Origin of the sequence: Singulisphaera photorubra (assembly GCF_045290345.1) — a bacterium.
GTDB lineage: Bacteria > Planctomycetota > Planctomycetia > Isosphaerales > Isosphaeraceae > Singulisphaera.
In genome coordinates, this window is the sequence record NZ_CP155447.1 from 5,687,081 (window position 1) to 5,704,933 (window position 17,853).

The window sequence follows — 17,853 nt, forward strand, 5'->3', positions numbered from 1 at the left end:
CTGGGGGCCACACCCGGCTCACAAGACGTTCCGATCCGTCAAGTTCTCAAATCGGCCGATTTGAGATCGGCACTCCGTTCCACTCCACGGCGCCTTGAGGACCAGATGAACGCTCCTCCGCTGCTCACCGATCCCGCGCGAGCTTGGGCCCCGTGGAATCCCGACTCGAAGGCCCGTTGGGACCTGGCCCGCGTGGGACATCTTCACCGTCGGGCCGGCTTCGCCCCCTCCTGGGCGATCCTCCAGCGCGACCTCGGCGACGGACCTGCCGCAAGCGTCGATCGTCTGATCGCCGGCGAGCCGACCGCTGGCGACGGCCAATCGGCCCTCGACTTCGACGCCATGCTCGACGCCATGACCGGACAACTTGCCGAGGGCGCCACCCTGGCGAGACTGCAAGGAATCTGGCTCTACCGGATGGTCTTCACACCGCACCCGCTCCGCGAGCGGATGACCCTCTTCTGGCATAACCACTTCGCAACCTCGCATAGCAAGGTCAAGAATTCGCTGCTCATGCAGCGCCAGAACGATCTCCTCAGATCCCACGCACTCGGCGACTTCAAGACCATGCTCTCGGCCGTCGGCAAGGATCCGGCGATGCTGATCTGGCTCGATTCGACCGAAAACCGCAAAGCGCAGCCGAACGAGAACTACGCGCGCGAAGTGATGGAGCTTTTCACACTCGGCCGGGGCCGCTACACCGAGAAAGACGTCCGGGAAGCAGCCCGCGCATTCACCGGTTGGTTCGTCGTCCGCGACCGGTTTTGCGAAATCCCGGGCCAGCACGACCCCAGTCCGAAGCAAGTGCTTGGCCACACCGGGCCCCTCCGAGGGGACGACATCCCCTCGATCCTGCTCGAACAGCCCGCCTGCGCCGAGTTCCTCTGTGAGAAATTGATTCGTCAGTTCGTGACCGAAGTCGACCCGATTTCCGCCGACTTGAGTGCGTCACTGGCCCAACCGTTTCGCGAGTCGGGCTACGACATCCGGGTGCCTTTGAGAACGATCCTTCGCTCGAACCTTTTTCATGACGAGGCGCTCCGCCGTCGTCGCGTAAAGTGTCCCGTCGAATTCACCATCGGGACGATCCGGGCGCTCGAAATCCTCAAGCCGACGGTCCAGGCCGACGCCCTGGCCCGAGCGTGCGGGCAAATGGGCCAGAATCTCTTCGCCCCGCCCAGCGTCGCGGGCTGGGATGGCGGTGCCACCTGGGCAAACTCGACTACCATGCTCGCCCGAGCCAACTTCGCGCTGAGCCTCCTCTCCGATCAGGACGCGGCTCTCGGCAAGCGGTTGAACGCCAACGAACTGGCTGCGAAACACGGGGCGACAACCCCTCGAGATGCCGGCAACTTCTTGATCGAACTACTCGTTCAGGACGCGTTCGATCGCAAACTCCGCGAACGCCTTTCAACCAAGGTCGAGTCCAAGGAGATCGCGGCGACCGTCCTTACTTCGCCCGAATATCAACTCGCATGAATTTTGAATCCAGGGCTCATTGAAATCCTGACCACGCCTGCGCTTCGACGGCCCCTTTGCTCGAGGATCCTGCCCCATGCGATCCCACCGCCGCGACTTTCTGAAATCGTCCCTGGCTGCCAGTACCCTGGTTTCGATGGGCGCGACCACCGTTCCGGCGTTTCTCGCCCGGTCGGCCCGAGGACAAGGGCCCAGCACCAAGTCGAACGACCGGGTCCTCGTGGTCGTCCAGTTGATCGGTGGCAACGACGGCCTGAATACCGTGGTCCCGCACGGCATTGACGGCTATGCCAGGCACCGTCGCGTATTGCGGCTTCCTTCGGAACGGATTCACAAGATCAACAAGGAGGTCGGCCTCCATCCTGCGATGGGAGGGATGGCCAAGCTGCTCGAAGCGGGGCAACTCGCGATCGTCCAGGGAGTCGGATATCCCAACCCCGATCGTTCGCATTTTCGGTCGATGGAAATCTGGGAGTCCGCTCGGCGCGAGGAGGGAGCCCTCGAGACCGGATGGCTCGGGCGGACCATCGACGCGATGCCCCGCACGGTCGGTCATGACGCGGCTGCGCTCCATGTCGGCAGCCGTGGCTTGCCGCTGGCTCTGAAAGCGAAGCACTCGGAAGCCCCTTCGTTGGAAAGCCTCGAGCAATATCGGCTTCAGCTTGGCGGCGACGCCCGAGATCAGCGGACCATGCGCGAGGCCCTCGACCAGGTCGCTCGCCTCGACCGGGCGGCCGACGACCCGCTGCTCGGTTTCATGAGACGGAGCACGCTCACCGCCTACGACTCGAGCAAACGACTCGAACAGGTCACCCAGCCCGCGGCCGGGAAATCCAACTATCCCAATTATGGCCTGGCCCGCCGCCTTGAACTGATCGCCCAGATCGTCAAAGCCGGGTTTGGGACCCAACTCTTCTACACCTCGCTCGATGGCTTCGATACGCACGCGAACCAGCTCGGCACACACACAGCGCTTCTGACCGAACTATCCGACTCGATCGCGGCGTTTCACAAAGACCTGACCAGCTCCGGCCAGGCGGACCGAGTCGCTCTCCTCACCTTCAGCGAGTTTGGGCGGCGAGTCGCGGAGAACGCCTCGGGCGGTACCGATCATGGCGCCGCCGCGCCTCTGTTCGTGGTCGGCCCCGTCAGGTCGGCAGGGCTGATCGGCCCCCACCCCAGTCTCGAGGACCTTGGGGACGGCGACTTGAAGCATCACACCGACTTTCGTCGGGTCTACGCGTCGCTGCTCGACACCTGGCTCGAATGCCCGAGCGATCAGGCCGTGGGACCAGGCTTTGAACCGCTCCCGCTCTTTCGATCCGCTTGATCCGGAAACTTCGAATAAAACGAATTTAAGCGAATTCATCGACATCCTCTGGGCCAAAATACCGCGCCGAGTCCTGTCGGCGCGGCATCTTTGGCATAGAGGATGCTGTTGATATCCTCTTACGAGAATCGGCAAGCGGGCTTTTGCACGGAGATGAGTCGAGAAATTCTTGGCAACTTTAGCAATTTCCGAGCCGAGCCTCGTATTACACTCATAGACCCCTTGATATTGAATCATCCGCGTGGCGGAGTGCGACCGATGAAACCACGACTTGTCATGGAGCTTGGCCTCTGCTTGGCCCTCTTGCCATGCTTTGATAATTTCCGACTCGCAACGGCCGCTCAGAACGCGGATCCACGGCCCCAGGAGCCCGCTCTCGCCGCACCGCAGCCCGGCCTAGAAGCGCCTGTTGCCGGCCCGGAAGTCCCACCGCCTCCGCCCCCAGGCGCATTGCCACCAGGCGATGCGGCCGCGCCGGCGCCAACGCCGGCGGCGAATGAAGCAGGACCGGTCAAGGCCCTGACCGACGGACCAGTCCACGAAGCCTTCATCTCGCCCGCCAAAGATGGCGATCCCGAGCGCATTGAGAAAGCTCCCCCCGCGCCTATTGTGGAGCGTCCCGGAGTCGAAGCTCCCAATCCGAACGCGCAATGGATCGAAGGGTACTGGCAGTGGGACGATGGCCGCAAAGACTTCATCTGGGTGACGGGAACCTGGCGCGTTCCGCCTCCCGGTCGGTTCTGGGTCAATGGTTACTGGAAGCGAGACGACCAAGGTTGGTACCGGGTGGCTGGATTCTGGAGTGAACGGAAGGCCGATCGGCTCGACTTCCGCAAGGATGGACCGCCAGCCGATCATCCTCCCGATCAGCCCGGCGAGTCGCCCGGAGCGGACCACTTCTATGTGCCCGGCCAGTATTTCCCTGACGGCGACGGCGTCGTCTGGAAGCCAGGCTTCTGGACCAAGGTCCAGGAAGGTTGGTCCTGGGTCCCCGCGCAGTGGGTTCGCCAACCCGAGGGCTGGACGTTCCAGGAAGGCTACTGGGATCGGACGCTCGACGACCGTGGCACTCTGTTTGCCCCGGCCTCGGTCGATCCTTCCGCTCGTAACGGCGATACGGTGTATCAGCCTTATACCCAGATCTCGCCCCAGAGCTACGGCCTTCTTTACGGCGCCTTCGGACGGCCCAATGCCTACTACGATGGCTATCCCGGCTGCTACTACGACGCCAACGGTGGCTACTACGGTTACGCATCCTACGGCACACTCTCACCTTATTTCGGCTATCTCGACTATCCTTTCTATGGGACGCTCGGATATCCCTATATGTCCTCGTTTGGCTATCCGTTCGGCGGGTTTGGGGACGGGGGATTTGCATTAGGGGGATTCGGAAGTCCGTTTGCGTTCGGATTCGGTGGAATTGGGTACCCCTTCGGGCTCAGTCTCGCGGGATTCGGGTATCCCATTGGATTTGGTTTCGGCGGATTCGGCTTCCCCTTCTTCGGGGGCTTCGGTGGAGGCTTTGGGGGTGGTTTCGGTGGTGGTTTCGGTCGACACGGCTTCCCTCATCGAAACCACTTCCCCTTTAGCCCACACGGAAACCATCATGCGGGCAACGGCCGCTGGGGAAGAGGCAATGGCCAATGGGGAAATGGCCAGTGGGGAAACGGCCGCCACAATGGTTCAATCACCTTGCCTAATTCGCGGTTCGTGAATAACAACTTCCGCAATGTGCAAGCGATCGGTCCTGGCCGAAACCAAGGGTTGAGAAATCAGGCAGGCGGCTTGGCCGGTCCTCGCAACCGGGTGATCGCGCCTCCGTCCTCACGGCCGTTTGCCAGCCCATTCCAGACGGCCTCGCAAACTCAACGCGGCCGGTCGGGACTTGCAGGATCAAATTGGAACGCCGGCTTTAACGGCGTGCAACACGCATCCCGCGTCCACACCGCGGCCCGCCCCGTGTTTACCTCAAGCACGTCAGGGCTTCAACGCAACTCCATGAATCTCGATGGCATGCGCAATGGCTCACCGCGTGGAGGCCTGAATCAGAACCCCGGGAACCTGAACAACCTCAATGCAAGCTCGCTGCGAAATGGCGGGGCCAATCTCAATAGCCTTAATGCCAACGCGCGGCGAAACAGCGGGGCCAACCTCAACAACCCCAATGCCAATGCGCTGCGAAACAGCGGGGCTAACCTCGGCGGCCCCAATGCCAATGCGCTGCGAAACAGCGGGGCTAACCTCGGCGGCCTCAATGCCAATGCGCTGCGAAACAGCGGGGCTAACCTCGGCGGCCCCAATGCCAATGCGCTGCGAAACAACGGGGCTAACCTCGGCGGCCCCAATGCCAATGCGCTGCGAAACAACGGGGCTAACCTCGGCGGCCCCAATGCCAATGCGCTGCGAAACAACGGGGCTAACCTCGGCGGCCTCAATGCCAATGCGCTGCGAAACAGCGGGGCTAACCTCGGCGGCCTCAATGCCAATGCGCTGCGAAATGGCAGCCAGCCAGGCTTGGGCAACAGGGCAGGAAATCCTGCCCCCCGTGGTTTGAGTGGTGGAGGAACCAACTTCGCTGGCACGGCCAATCTCAATCGTACCCAAGGCCTGAACCCAGGAATGGGTTCTCCAGGAGGAATCCCGACGCATCGTGGCGGAGGAATTCCTCAGCAGAACGCCCTGCGTGGATTGGGTGGAGCAGGCCAACAGTTCGGCGGCGCAGGGGGTCGAGGCCTCTCAGCTCCCTCATTGAATCCCGGAAACGTCGGTGGTGGCGCCCAGAGCTTCAGCGGAGGTCAGTTGGGAGGCTTAGGCGGCGGAACCCGTGGTTTCAGCGGAGGTCAGATGGGAAGCTTGGGCGCCGGCGGCGGAGCCCGAGGTTTTAGCGGAGGACAGATGGGAAGCTTGGGAGGCGGCGGCGGAGCTCGAGGTTTCAGCGGAGGTCAGATGGGGAACTTCGGCGGCGGCGGAGCCCAAGGCTTCGGCGGAGGACAGATGGGGGGCTTCGGTGGTGGCGGCGGCGGAGCCCGAGGTTTCAGCGGAGGACAGATGGGGGGCTTCGGTGGTGGCGGCGGCGGAGCCCGAGGTTTCAGCGGAGGACAGATGGGGGGCTTCGGTGGTGGTGGCGGCGGGGCCCGAGGCTTCGGTGGCGGCGGCGGAATGGGAAATGCAGGAGGCTTTGGCGGTGGCGGCATGGGACGGGGCGGTGGCGGCGGTGGTGGTGGCGGTGGTCGCCGTTGATCCCGAACCGTCCGAATGCTCAAGGGCTACAAGCAGAGGGCCAGTCGCGGATAAGTTCCGCGACTGGCCCTGTCTTTTTTTTCTGTTTCGGTTCGCTCGCAGACGGCTCATGTCCGCAAGCGAATCAATGTCGGAAGTGACGGCGACCGGTCAGGATCATGGCCATTCCATGTTCGTCGCAGGCGGCCAGGGTCTCGTTATCGCGTTTCGAGCCGCCCGGCTGGATCAAGGCTGACACACCGGCCGATGCGGCGGTATCAGGGCCATCTCGGAATGGGAAGAACGCGTCAGAGGCAAGTACGGCTCCTCGAGCTCGATCTCCGGCCTTGGTCACGGCGATTCGCACGGAATCCAGGCGGCTCATCTGCCCGGCGCCAACGCCAACGAGTTGCCGATCGCGCACCAGAACGATCGCGTTCGATCGAACCGACTGACAGACCCGCCAGGCAAAACCGAGCGATGTGCGCTCCGCGGGAGTCGGGGCGCGACGGGTCGGAACCGTTCCGGAGGCGGGATCCTCTTCCATGGTGTCCCAGTCCTGGACGAGCATCCCCCCTTCGACACGACGAAGGTCGAACCCGGCCGGAGCAGGCGATTCGGGACCAATAGGGCCGCCCAGGTCGAGCAGGCGAACGCTGTTCTTCCAGGTGGGCTTGGTGGTCAACAGGGCCAGGGCATCGGGTTCGTAGCCAGGAGCCACGATCGCTTCGATGAATCGTCCCGGGACACAGAGCCGCTCGGCGGTTGCGCGATCGAGCTTGCGATTCAGCCCGACGATCCCGCCAAAGGCGCTGACGGGGTCGCCTTCATAAGCCAGTTCAAAGGCTTCGGCCAGATTGTCGGCGATGGCTGCGCCACAGGGATTGTTGTGCTTGAGAATCGTTGCGGCGGGTTCGGCAAAATGGCGAATGAGCCGCAAGGCGCTGTCGAGGTCGAGGAGGTTATTGTAGGACAGTTCTTTGCCGTGAATCGATTGGGCGGTCGCCAGGTTGGGGCCACGGGTCCCGGGTTCGACGTAGAAGGCTGCGCGCTGGTGCGGGTTTTCCCCGTACCGAAGCACCGCCCTGCGCTCGAACCTTGGGTTCAGTGTGGGCGGAAACGCCTCAGGCTCTCCCTCGACCGACCCAATCACCCCCCCAAGGTAATCGGCAATCGCCTGATCATAGCGTGCGCATTTGGCGAAGGCCGCCAGGGCGAGCGCTTTGCGCTCGTCGAGGGTTGTCCCCCCCTGCCCTTGGATCGACCGCGCGAAGCTTTCATACTGACTGGCGTCAGTGAGAACCGCCACGTGAGCGTGGTTCTTGGCCGCCCCTCGAATCAGGCTCGGGCCTCCGATGTCGATGTTTTCGACAGCCTCCTCGAAGGTGACCCCGGCCCGCGCGACCGTCGCTTCAAACGGATAGAGATTGACGACGACGAGGTCAATCGGCTCGATCCCCTGCGCCTCGAGAGCGGCAAGGTCTTCGGCGATCTCACGGCGAGCGAGAATGCCGCCGTGCAACTTCGGGTGGAGGGTCTTGACCCGGCCGCCCAGGATCTCGGGCTGTCCGGTGTACGTGGAGACCTCGGTCACCTCGAGGCCCGCTTCGGTCAGGGCCGAACGGGTTCCGCCGCTGGCGAGCAAGTGGACCCCCTGCCCGGCCAGTACGCGAGCCAGCTCGATCAGACCCGTTTTATCGCTGACACTCAACAAAGCCCGGCGGACTGGTACGATCTCGTGCATTCGACCCTCGTTTCACTCCGACGGTTTTCAGACAACGCGACAAGGGTGGTCGCCAGCGCCAACTCCGGTTCAGGCCGGAGTTCGTGCATGACAACCACCCAGCGAAATTTCACACAGAAAAACTGAGTTCAGGGCCGAGCTTACTTCTCTTCGGGTGCCGGTTCAGGTTCCTTCTCCGGAGCCGTATCAGCCGGCTCCGGCTCTTCCATCTGCTCGGGCGGGAGCAAATTCGAGGGTGGCGTGACCCCTGAAGGAGGCTCCATGGCAACTCCCTCGGGGGGAATAAATCCGAACTTCGGGGTCTTCGGGTCACGGAGCAACCGAGGCTGGGTCTGACCGATCTCGCGAAGGCTAAAGATCATGCCCGACGTCGAGGCCAGGTAGAGTCGGTCGTTCAAGGTGTTTGTCAGGCTGAGGTCGTACGATCGGAGGTTGACCCCTGCACGGCTATAGGTCGACCGTGGGTCAGCGACGATCCGGCCCGATTCGCGGTCGACGATGAACAGGTCTTCGTCATACGACTCGAGATAGATCCGCTTCTCACTCACCGCCATCAGGCGACCGCCGTGAGTGGAAGTCGACCACCGGGCCTTCCCCGTACCAATCTCGACGGAGTTGAGCACGCCCAACGAATTGACGATGTAGATGTCGTTGTTCGCGACCATTGGCTCCTGGAGAACCGGGGCTCCAGCCGCGAAGGTCCACATCACCGTGGCCGTGAAAAGGTCAACCGAGTAAACGTTCTTATCCGCCGACGGAACCAGGAAGGTCCTCGTGCCGTAGTACGAGATGGGTGCTTCGATCGGGCCGCCGGTGGCGATCCGATAGAGCATCGTGGGCGTATCGGTCAACGCGGCATAAGCGCGACCGTCATGACCGCCGAACACGACCATGCGACCGGCGGGCAACGGACGTGACGTCAGCGGCCCCCCGGTTTGCCAGTTCCAGGCAAACTGGGCCCGGGACGACAGCACCGGCTTGCCCTTCAGGTCCTTGACGACCACACCCTTCTCGTCCTTATCGAAAAGCGAGAACGAGCGGAGCAACCCCGTACTCAGTCCCACCATCACCTGCTCTTCATCACAGGCCGTGGGGCTCGAGGGCAAGACGGAAAGGTTCTCAACCCAGACCTTCCGACCCGTGTGTCGGTCAAGAGCGTAGAGCAGGTTGGAGTTGGTCACGAAGACCATTCGCGAGTTGACCGACGCAGGGAAGGCATCCTGCAATCGATGCCCCAGGTGAGTCGACCAGAGGAGACGGCCAGTCTCGGCATCGAATGTATGGAAACCGGCGTGGTCGGTCTGGGCAAAGATCAGGTTGCCCGCCATGCTGATCTCGATGAGCTTTTCGGTCGGCTCCATCGGGACCGCGGCCATCCAGTGCCGCTCTAGACCCACCCGCCCGAGCGCGGTGCGTGTTGGTAAGAGATCGCGAGAAATCGGAATCTGAGCACGAACCGTGGTGCCCATCAGTGCCAGGAAGACACAGCTCAGTACGATACGGCGGGACATGGCCCGCTCCTTTCCCGTTGCCGACGTCTGAAGTAGCGAACCGAATAGGAAAGTCTCACTTTATCCCTATCCGACGTTCCGTGCCGGGTCAAGCTGGGCGGTCCAGGAACACTCGGGAATTTCGAAAAACTCCGGCTCGGAGGTAGGGAGACCCCGAAATCAAGTCAGCTTGTCGCTATTATACCGAATCCTCCAAAGAGAAGGTTTGATCCCGATCGTCGTCTTCGGCTGATCCTGGCTCGGGATCGAACTCGGTCCCGAAGGAGGGGAGAGGCTGGGGCGTCAGGCACTCGGAGCAGGCGTCGGCGATGCCGGTATAGGGCTTGGCACAGCGAGCGCAAAGTCCAGCGCTGCGGCGGAGGGTCGGGAGCGCGGCGTGAAGGCTCGCTCCTTCCGTGGTGTGGTCGAACCGTTCGGCCACTTTCGTGGCGAGTTCAACCATGTCGACCCGGATCGTGCCACCGCGAAGTCGCTTCTGGATCACGACCATCAGCCACCGGATCAAATCCTGGTCGAGTGTTCGCAACGCCTCGTCTTCGAGAAGTGGCCGGAGCCCATCGCGAAGGTCCAGCACGCGGTCTGGGTCGTTGGCCTCGCGTGCTGCGTCTAGCTTGGCGTGAAGGCCGCGGGCTTCTACCGCGCGCGCGGTCTCGAGCTCACGAGTGAGTCGGGGCCCGGCAGGATCATCGGGATGGGCCTCGATGAACGCTCGGATCAAGGTGTCGGCGTGGTCCCACTTGGCCTCCTGGATCGCCTTACCGATCTCGGCTACGGGGTTCGCTGGAACAGCGACGTGTACAGACGCGACGGTCGCCGATCGCTCGAGCGCCTCAGCCACTCGGCCCAGGGCCGAAATCAGAAGGCGCTCGGCCGATTCGGCGGTTTCCACTCGCTTCGCTTGGGCGTCGAGCGCGGTCGCTATCGCCCGGACGAGTTGTGCGCTCAGCCACCCGATCAAGGCCGAGGCAAAAACGCGAGTGAGCGCATCGAGGACAACTGAAAGCGTCCCCGACGAGGAGGGCGCAGCGCCCGTGAACAGGACGGAACTGGGGCCCATGGCCGAGAGAATGCCAAGGGTCAAAAATCCGGCTTGGAGCCATGGGGCCATGGAGGCGAGATCAGGGGCCACTTTGGAGTTGTTGGGGCCACGGGAAGGTTCGCTCCCCTCTCGTTGTTCCGCGGCGGGCAAGTTTGAGCCTGGAGTCAGGCCTTCGGCGTCATCGGGTATATCAGTCATGAGAATCGGGGAATCTCGCGGGACCAGTCCGATCGCGGTCTACCCTGGATTATCACGAATCGAGGGGCTTGGGACCATCGGATTCTCGCGGTTCCGGGACCATGACCAAACGGCCCGCGTGGACCAGTGGTGCTGGTCCGCGCGGGCCGCGAGTATTTTGGTGTCGAGAGCGAGCGAGCAAGCTCGATCAGTTCTCGTACTGTTTGGCGATTCGGTTGGTCGGCATCGGCTCGTCGAGTACCGATTCATCGAGCAAGTACTGCATGACATAGGCGTCTTCGGCCGTATCCATGTAGTGCTCGCGAACGACCTCCATGGCACGGAAGCCCTGAATCCGAAAGAACAATTGCCCCACCAGGTTGGTCTCCCGAACGCTGAGCGCGATCCGGGTTCGGCGGTGACTGGAAAGTTTGCCGACGAGCTTGGCGACCATCTGCTGGCCAACCCCTTGGCGGCGAAACTCGGGGTGGGTCGCGAAGTCGAGAACGTGGAGCCGGTTCTTGTGCAACTCGTAGATCATGAACCCGACAACGCGTTCGCCGTACTCGGCCACCATGCCGATACAATTTCGCTGCCTGAGAACGCGGAGGAACTCCTCCTCGCACCAGGGATATTCGAAACTGGCGTGCTCGATGGCCAGGACCTCGGGCATATCACGACGAATCATCCAGCGAATATGGACTCGGACCTGAGCCTTAGTGGTCGGGACCGTGCTCATCGAGCCTCTCCTTCCATGGAACGGACGGACGGAGACCATCCCCCGCAGCGGGGGCGGTCGGCGAAATCTGACCCGCATCATCTTCGGCGCGAGTAGTCAAGCTGGAAGGGACGCCCCGGCCCACGAACTCCCGGTCCGCTGGAACCAGAGGAGCCGGGCCTTGCCCCCGAGGCGAGGCGGATTCTAGCGAAGGGTCTGTTGCCTGCCAAGGCCGCTTCCCCAGGCCTCGGCAGGTTCAACTCGCCTGTCCCTAGCACCAATCCCCTCTGCGCCGAACCCTCGTCCGAGAGGCGGCTCCCTTTCCGGCGCCCCCCCTCGACCCGAGGTTAGATATCGGCCGGACCACGGCAGGCTCGTGAGGATTGTACGGATTAATCGCCCCGCACCACGACTTCGCCTCCGCGCAGCATAAAACGCGGCCCATTCAAATCCGTTGGACCGCGTTCTCAAGGGTTCGAATCCAGATTTAGACCCGATTCTATTCAGAATCGTCCATACGAGTATTGCGGATTGGCCGCGTCGAAATCTTGGTCGCGGAGTCCGGTGTTGACTCGCAAGTTCAGATAGCTGTATTCCTCGATCAGTTCGGGCGACGCCCCGGGACGCGTGGGCCAGTCGTAAGCCTCGAACCGAATCGGCAGGCCATGCTCGTGATCGATGTAGAGTTTGACCATATGGAAAAGGTAGGACGGATGTTTCTTGGGATGGACCGACTCGATCATCGTACAGGCGTGGTTTCCGACGCGGAGATTCTTATGAATCGTCACGCGCGACTCGCCCGGGGTCAGCTCGATCGACCAGTGCCGAGCCACGCTCGCGATCAATGAGCCGATGCCGGCCTCGGTAACCGGGTGGCGATTTTCCTCCATCGCCATCCCCCCCTTCGGGTCGAGATGCATCGTCCCGGCAATCAACTTACCCCAGCCCACGTCATGCACAACGATCTTGCCGCCATGCCGGCCGGCCACATAGATCGCTTCTCGTCCAATCTTGGGCCGCTGGAACTTGAAGTAGATGCTGTGGGGATTCGTCCGCGACTTCATCGACATGATATAAGGCTGCGTGAGTCGACCGTCGATCCGCTCTCGCTTGTGAAACGTACACGTATAATCTTGAATTTTACTGAACCGATCCTGGCAGTCGGCGATCGCCTGCTTGGCCATGGCGATCGGATCGCTCGAGGCCTCAGCCGCCGAGTGGGTAAGTGTCGCGACAGATCCAGGCTTGAGGTCTGAGCCCGGAACCTGCACTCGCCCGACCGTGCTCGCAACCCGGGGGACATGCTCCGTCTCTTTATCGTGCTCTTGCTCGCTCGCTTTCGCCGTCTCAATTACTGAGGCGGGGGCCCCTGGATTGGACTCGGTGACCTGGTTCTGGGCACGCACGAACGCGGGGTCGAAGCCATTTTCGGCCCGCGAACCGGCGGCCGTGGGGTCGAGCATCGCGAGTTGGAGTGCGGGAACCAACCCCTGGGATTCGAACGGACGCTTGCTCTCGCCCGTCGAAAGCAGACGAGGGCCGTAGGGCAATTCCCCTCGGTCAAATTCACCGCCTGCCCCCACCATCGCCGACAACCCCAGGGCTCCCAGTATCGCCAAGTGCCGACCCGGCCACGCCTGACTCCGATCCGTGCTGTCTAATCGCGGTTTCGGATTTGGGATCATGGGTCTTCCTTTATCTATCTCTGGCGGATCGGCCAGCGGAAGCGCGAGGGCGTGCGCCGATCGACGCCGGTGCCGTTCGTGAGGTCGTGCAGATTGAGCGACGGAGCGTGGTTGGTCTCATGGCTTGGCAGGAGTGGACTGCCGTGCAAGAATGGCATGCAATTTCCAAGCCACGACAAGGCTAGATCGAGTTCTCCCTCCCATCATCGGATAATCCGGGCTCGGAGGTGACTCGAAGTCCTTGGAGCGAAGCTCGCAAGCCCGATCTTGCATTTTTTGCAGCCGTCTGCGCGAAATTACAATCGGCTCCCGCCCAAGAGTTCACGTTTTTTCAAAAAAGACAAGGAAGCAAGCATGGCATCAACGGAGTACACCATTGAATCGATCCAGTCGGCCCCGTTCGGCGAAATGTCCTATGTCGCCTGGCGTCCCGACCGGCGGGAAGCCCTGGTGGTGGACCCTGGGTTTGATCCGGAGACAATTCTTGACCTGCTGACGCGTCAAGGGTTGCGGCTGACGGCCATCTTGAACACGCACGGTCACGTCGACCATATCGCGGGCAACGGCAAGATGAAGGAAGCCTATCCCGACGCGCCCCTGATCATCGGCGTCAACGACGCGGCCCTCCTCGGTGATCCCGAGGCCAACCTCAGCGCCCCGTTCGGCTTTCCGCTGATCAGCCCCCCCGCCGACCAGCTCGTTGTCGACGGCGAACGACTCGAAGTGGCCGGTTTTTCCTTTGAGATCCGCGAAATCCCCGGGCACAGTCCCGGTTCGGTCGTCTTCGTCTGCGACCAGTTCGACCCGCCGTTCGTCTTCGGGGGTGACGTGCTCTTCGCCGGTTCGGTCGGCCGTACCGATCTGGGGGGCAGTGGCCCGCAACTGATCGCGGGCATCCGGGCCAAGCTCTTGAACCTCCCCAACGCCACGATGGTCCTTCCCGGCCACGGACCCATCACCACCATCGCCAGCGAGAAGCAATCGAACCCGTTCGTCGGCGAGCGTGCCGGCCTTTACGGGATCGACCCCACATGACCATCTGGGCGATCGCCGACCTGCACCTGTCGTTCGCTCAGGTCGACCGCCGGGAGCGCTACGCCGAGCGCTGGCGCGACCACGCGTCCAAGATCGAGCGCGAGTGGCGGTCGGTGGTCCACCCCTCCGACCTGGTGCTCCTGCCGGGCGACCTGTCGATGGCGCGCAACCACCGCGACCTTCAGCCCGACCTCAACTGGCTCGACCGCTTGCCCGGGACGAAAGTCCTCGCACCCGGCAACCACGACACCTGGTGGAACGACGTCGAGAAGATCCGGCCGATGCTCCGCAAGTCGCTCCTGGCCGTTGACGGTGATGCCGTGAAGACCCACGGCGTCATCGTCTGCGGCGCCCGAGGCGCGCCCGTTCCCCTGGAGGACGACGAGAATCCCAAGGCCGTCGCCGCCTCCGAGGCCGCGTTGGCCACGCTCGACCGCGCCCTCGAGCAGGCCAAGACGCTCCGAGAGCATGGCGAGCCGCTCTACGTGCTCTGGCACTACCCCCTTCGACCAGCACCGCCGGCCCGGCCCCTGCGTCGCCCGGTTCGAACAGGCAGGGGTCACCACCTGTCTCTACGGCCATCTCCATATCGAAGGGCAATGGTCGCTCGCCGTTCAGGGAGACGTGCGCAGGATTCGCTACCAGTTCGTCGCCGCCGACGCCATCGGCTTCCGGCCGTTGCGCCTCACCCGACCTTGACCAGTTCATTCGTTCTCGTGGGGACAATCCGGTGCTGCCCGGTGAGTTCCCACTGCTTGAGGCTTGGCCCCATATTGAAGGTGATGAACAGGCCTTGAGCCAGACAGATCGGACCGGAAACCTCCGCGGTCACGCCGTACAAGGCGAGCGTAAAATAGGTCGCCAAGGGCAAGAGCAGCGTACAAAAGGGAGCGACAAAAATGACGTCATACCCGGGAATGATCCACCGGAACGTGGCCAGTCGCCCCGCAAGACTGATCGGCGACAGGTAGCCGGACGCATAAATCAGCAACCGAATGAGCCCCAACAGCCCGATTCCGAAACAGGCGACCAGGCTCGCGAACGGAATCCGATTCTGAGGCGCGGAAAAGCCCGCTCCGATCGCGAACAACCACCAACCGACCAGCGGGCCGATCAGGATCGCGTCCCGCCGAGCCAACTCGAATGGGACGGGCTTCAGCCGCTTCAAACCGAGCTTATCAAACGGCCACCCGCACCCGCCTGACATGCTTGCCTCGAACGCGACCTTGTCGCTCATCACCCAACTGAAAATCGGCGTCAACCAATCCAATGACCAAGGGAACCGCTTCAGCGAACGTCGCAAACCGAGCTGACCGATCGCCGCCAGGAGAATCGTGACGGCGAGCGCCAGGCGGGGATCAGCGGGCATCCACTGGGCCACAAGGCCGAGTCCAAATGCAATAATATACGCATAAACCAATGCCCCGGTCGGCGCAAACGCCATTCCCAGAGGAACCAGGTAACCCACCAAGAAGTAGGCGAGCAGCCGGAACGGGTCGAGCGCGGGATCCACCAGGGACAGAAGTGCCAGCAGCGAGAGGACCACTCCGTCTTCCCAGACCAGAGCGACGGGGCCGAGTGGCAATGGCTTGCAGGCGGTCCAGGGGGATCGTTCCAGCCAGGCTCGGTAATGGGAGCGGTAGAACGGGTGGAATGCCACGACACGATACGCGCCATAGGCCAGCGCCGCCAAGAGGGGAATCGCCACCCCTGGCCGGACATTCAGACGGATCCTTCCTCCCACGTTCCACTCGTAATAGAGGATCAACCCTTCAAAGACGAGGTAGAACAGCAAGATCCCCAAGAGAATGGACGCTGGCGGCAAGATCACCCGGAGCCGTTGGATCATTGCCGGGAGCCCTCGAAATATTGCTCGAGCCGATCGCTCGTCTCGGGATAGATCAGACGCTCGAGAACCTCGCTGAGCGGGCCTCGGCAGGCTGTCATCCGCTGGAGCCCGTCGAGAGTGTCGAAGGCGAGAATCTGGCCCTGGTGGAGGATGATGATTCGTGTCGCGATCTCCTCGACGATCTCGGGCACCGGGCTGGTCAGGACGATCGTCAGTTGCTTGCGCTGAGCGTGACGCTGAAAGACGCGCTTCAGTGCCATCAGGCCGGAGGGGTCGAGGCCCCCCGAGAACGGCTCGTCGAGCAGGAGCACGGGCGCCTCGGTCACCAGGGCCGAGCCGAGGGCGATCTTCTTCTTCTGGCCGGCCGAATAGCTCCGGATCGGCGAGTCGCCCTGGGTCGTCAACTCGAAGAGCGTGAGCAAGCGATCGATATGGTCGATCAGCCACTCCTCGTTGATGTCGTAGAGTCTGCCGACCGCGAACAGGAACTCGCGTCCCGTGCGATGGCCAGGGAGCCAGGGGCTGTCGGGAAGATAAACCGCCATCTTCCGAATCGCCAACTCGTCCTCGACCGAAGCCCGCCGGCGCCGGCCGTCGATAACGACGGACCCGCGCTGGGGCGAGAGCACGCCCCCCATCACACCCAATAGCGTGGTCTTGCCCATCCCGTTGGGACCAAGGACCACGACGACCTCCCCCCGCTCGATGCGAAGGTTGACCCCCCGGAGCACAGGCCGCACTCCGTAGTGCTGCGTCACGTCGGCCAGTTCGATCATTCGACGTCTTCCCGCCCCTCGGCCATCAAAATCGCTTCTCGCCAGCCGATCGGTTAGGTTCAGGGCCTTAAAATGTGCGGTGGATTGATCGTCGCGATCGTATCGGACAGTTATCACAACCGCAACAATTTCGGAGGGAGTCTCTTGAGCACGCCCCGTTCATTCAAGCAGGAACTCGTCGGCGTTTTCGGTTTCCCCGTCGCCGAGAACCCCACCCAAGCCATGATCGAGCCCGCCTTCGCCGCGATGGGCCTCGATTGGCGCTATCTCACCGTCGAAGTGCGCCCTGAAGATCTCGGCGCCGCGGTCCGCGGCGCGCGGGCGATGAACTGGCGAGGATTTAATTGCACGATTCCGCACAAAGTTGCCGTTATCGAACACCTCGATCGATTGAGTCCGGCCGCCGCGAAAATTGGGGCGGTGAACTGTGCGGTCAACGAGGGAGGCGAGTGGGTCGGAGACAACACCGACGGCAAAGGCTTTCTTCAGTCCGTGCAACAAGTTAGGCCAATCCCGGGGCTACGCGCGGTGGTCCTGGGCGCGGGGGGAGCAGCGAGGGCCATTGGGGTCGAGTTGGCGCTGGCGGGTGCTGAGCATATGACCATTGTGAACCGTGATCGCGGGCGTGGTCAGGTGCTCACCACTCTGATCCGCGAGCAGACGGGGGTTCCCACCGACTTTTCTGATTGGGAAGAGAGGTACCACGTCCCTGAAGGGACCGATCTGGTGGTAAACGCGACGTCGATCGGCCTCTATCCGGACGTCGAAGCTCGGGTCCCGATTGAGCTCACAACCCTGCGACCCGGCATGATCGTCAGCGACGTGATCCCGAATCCGCCGCGAACTTGGCTGATTCGTGAGGCGGAAACCAGGGGATGCCAGGTCCTCGACGGCCTTGGGATGCTCGTCAATCAAGGAGTTATTGGCATACGCTTGTGGTCAGGACATGAACCAAACCCTGAAATCATGCGCCGCGCCCTCGAATCCATTTTCGTGGCCTGAGTCCGATTTCGCTTGACAATTCCCCGAACCGAAGTGGCACCTTCGCCTCCCATTTTTACAATCATGAACCAAGAAGGGGCGGCAATGTTGACAATTGGTCCGGTGCTTTGATTCCCCGGTGGAATCCACAAAAACCGATTTAACTCCAGGCAACACTTACACTTAAGATCGACCATTCTCCCTTTCGAGGTGGTTTGGCACAGAGAATGCTTTGTAATGTAGACAGAGCCTCAAGCCGGCATGGGCCGTCAAGAGGGATTCGACATCGGGCATTCCACCACGAGCGGGA

Annotated in this window: 13 protein-coding genes and 1 pseudogene; 7 read left to right on the forward strand and 7 right to left on the reverse strand. The window is 62.3% G+C overall.

The features are described from left to right. Nucleotides 1-105: 105 nt before the first annotated feature. The 3 genes from V5E97_RS21465 (at nucleotide 106) to V5E97_RS21475 (ending at nucleotide 6,049) form a co-directional block, all read left to right on the forward strand. Nucleotides 106-1,479 carry a DUF1800 domain-containing protein gene (locus V5E97_RS21465; protein ID WP_406693580.1) on the forward strand — a complete coding sequence of 458 codons (1,374 nt, stop codon included), beginning with the start codon at nucleotides 106-108 and terminating at the stop codon, nucleotides 1,477-1,479. 76 nt (nucleotides 1,480-1,555) lie between these two features. Next, on the forward strand, nucleotides 1,556-2,809 hold the full coding sequence (locus V5E97_RS21470; RefSeq protein ID WP_406693581.1) for a DUF1501 domain-containing protein: 1,254 nt from the start codon (nucleotides 1,556-1,558) through the stop codon (nucleotides 2,807-2,809). 258 nt (nucleotides 2,810-3,067) lie between these two features. Then, nucleotides 3,068-6,049 (forward strand): hypothetical protein, encoded by a 2,982-nt coding sequence (locus tag V5E97_RS21475; RefSeq protein WP_406693582.1) that lies wholly within the window; start codon nucleotides 3,068-3,070, stop codon nucleotides 6,047-6,049. 124 nt (nucleotides 6,050-6,173) lie between these two features. Here the strand turns inward: V5E97_RS21475 and purH are convergent, their stop codons facing one another. The 5 genes from purH to V5E97_RS21500 form a co-directional block, all read right to left on the reverse strand. Next, complete coding sequence (gene purH / locus V5E97_RS21480; RefSeq protein ID WP_406693583.1) at nucleotides 6,174-7,772, reverse strand: bifunctional phosphoribosylaminoimidazolecarboxamide formyltransferase/IMP cyclohydrolase; 1,599 nt, start codon at nucleotides 7,770-7,772, stop codon at nucleotides 6,174-6,176. Between the two features lie 140 nt (nucleotides 7,773-7,912). Next, nucleotides 7,913-9,283, reverse strand: coding sequence for an outer membrane protein assembly factor BamB family protein (locus tag V5E97_RS21485; protein WP_406693584.1), 1,371 nt, complete (start codon nucleotides 9,281-9,283; stop codon nucleotides 7,913-7,915). A 178-nt stretch (nucleotides 9,284-9,461) separates the two neighbouring features. Beyond that, a complete protein-coding gene (locus V5E97_RS21490; RefSeq protein WP_406693585.1) occupies nucleotides 9,462-10,520 on the reverse strand; it encodes a hypothetical protein in 1,059 nt (352 codons plus the stop codon). A gap of 187 nt (nucleotides 10,521-10,707) precedes the next feature. Next, nucleotides 10,708-11,238, reverse strand: coding sequence for a ribosomal protein S18-alanine N-acetyltransferase (rimI, locus tag V5E97_RS21495; RefSeq protein ID WP_015249875.1), 531 nt, complete (start codon nucleotides 11,236-11,238; stop codon nucleotides 10,708-10,710). Between the two features lie 482 nt (nucleotides 11,239-11,720). Next, nucleotides 11,721-12,803 (reverse strand): DUF1571 domain-containing protein, encoded by a 1,083-nt coding sequence (locus tag V5E97_RS21500; RefSeq protein WP_406701193.1) that lies wholly within the window; start codon nucleotides 12,801-12,803, stop codon nucleotides 11,721-11,723. A 453-nt stretch (nucleotides 12,804-13,256) separates the two neighbouring features. Here V5E97_RS21500 and V5E97_RS21505 point away from each other — a divergent pair, with 453 nt between their 5' ends. From V5E97_RS21505 to V5E97_RS21515, 3 genes and pseudogenes are all read left to right on the forward strand, one after another. Then, entirely contained in the window at nucleotides 13,257-13,937 is a 681-nt protein-coding gene (locus V5E97_RS21505) for an MBL fold metallo-hydrolase (protein WP_406693586.1), read from the forward strand. Continuing rightward, nucleotides 13,934-14,386 (forward strand): annotated as a pseudogene (locus V5E97_RS21510) (metallophosphoesterase); the annotation flags it as partial. The gene V5E97_RS21505 and the pseudogene V5E97_RS21510, both read left to right, overlap by 4 nt. Before the next feature lie 19 nt (nucleotides 14,387-14,405). Beyond that, nucleotides 14,406-14,636: a hypothetical protein gene (locus tag V5E97_RS21515; protein WP_406701302.1), complete on the forward strand. Its 231-nt coding sequence runs from the start codon at nucleotides 14,406-14,408 to the stop codon at nucleotides 14,634-14,636. Here the strand turns inward: V5E97_RS21515 and V5E97_RS21520 are convergent. Continuing rightward, nucleotides 14,623-15,786: a hypothetical protein gene (locus tag V5E97_RS21520; protein WP_406693587.1), complete on the reverse strand. Its 1,164-nt coding sequence runs from the start codon at nucleotides 15,784-15,786 to the stop codon at nucleotides 14,623-14,625. The genes V5E97_RS21515 and V5E97_RS21520 overlap by 14 nt on opposite strands. After that, complete coding sequence (locus tag V5E97_RS21525) at nucleotides 15,783-16,562, reverse strand: ABC transporter ATP-binding protein (RefSeq protein ID WP_406693588.1); 780 nt, start codon at nucleotides 16,560-16,562, stop codon at nucleotides 15,783-15,785. The genes V5E97_RS21520 and V5E97_RS21525 overlap by 4 nt, the downstream gene beginning before the upstream one ends. Before the next feature lie 144 nt (nucleotides 16,563-16,706). On the opposite strand from V5E97_RS21525, the gene aroE reads away from it, so the two are divergent. After that, a complete protein-coding gene (gene aroE / locus V5E97_RS21530; RefSeq protein WP_406693589.1) occupies nucleotides 16,707-17,564 on the forward strand; it encodes a shikimate dehydrogenase in 858 nt (285 codons plus the stop codon). Nucleotides 17,565-17,853: the final 289 nt, after the last annotated feature.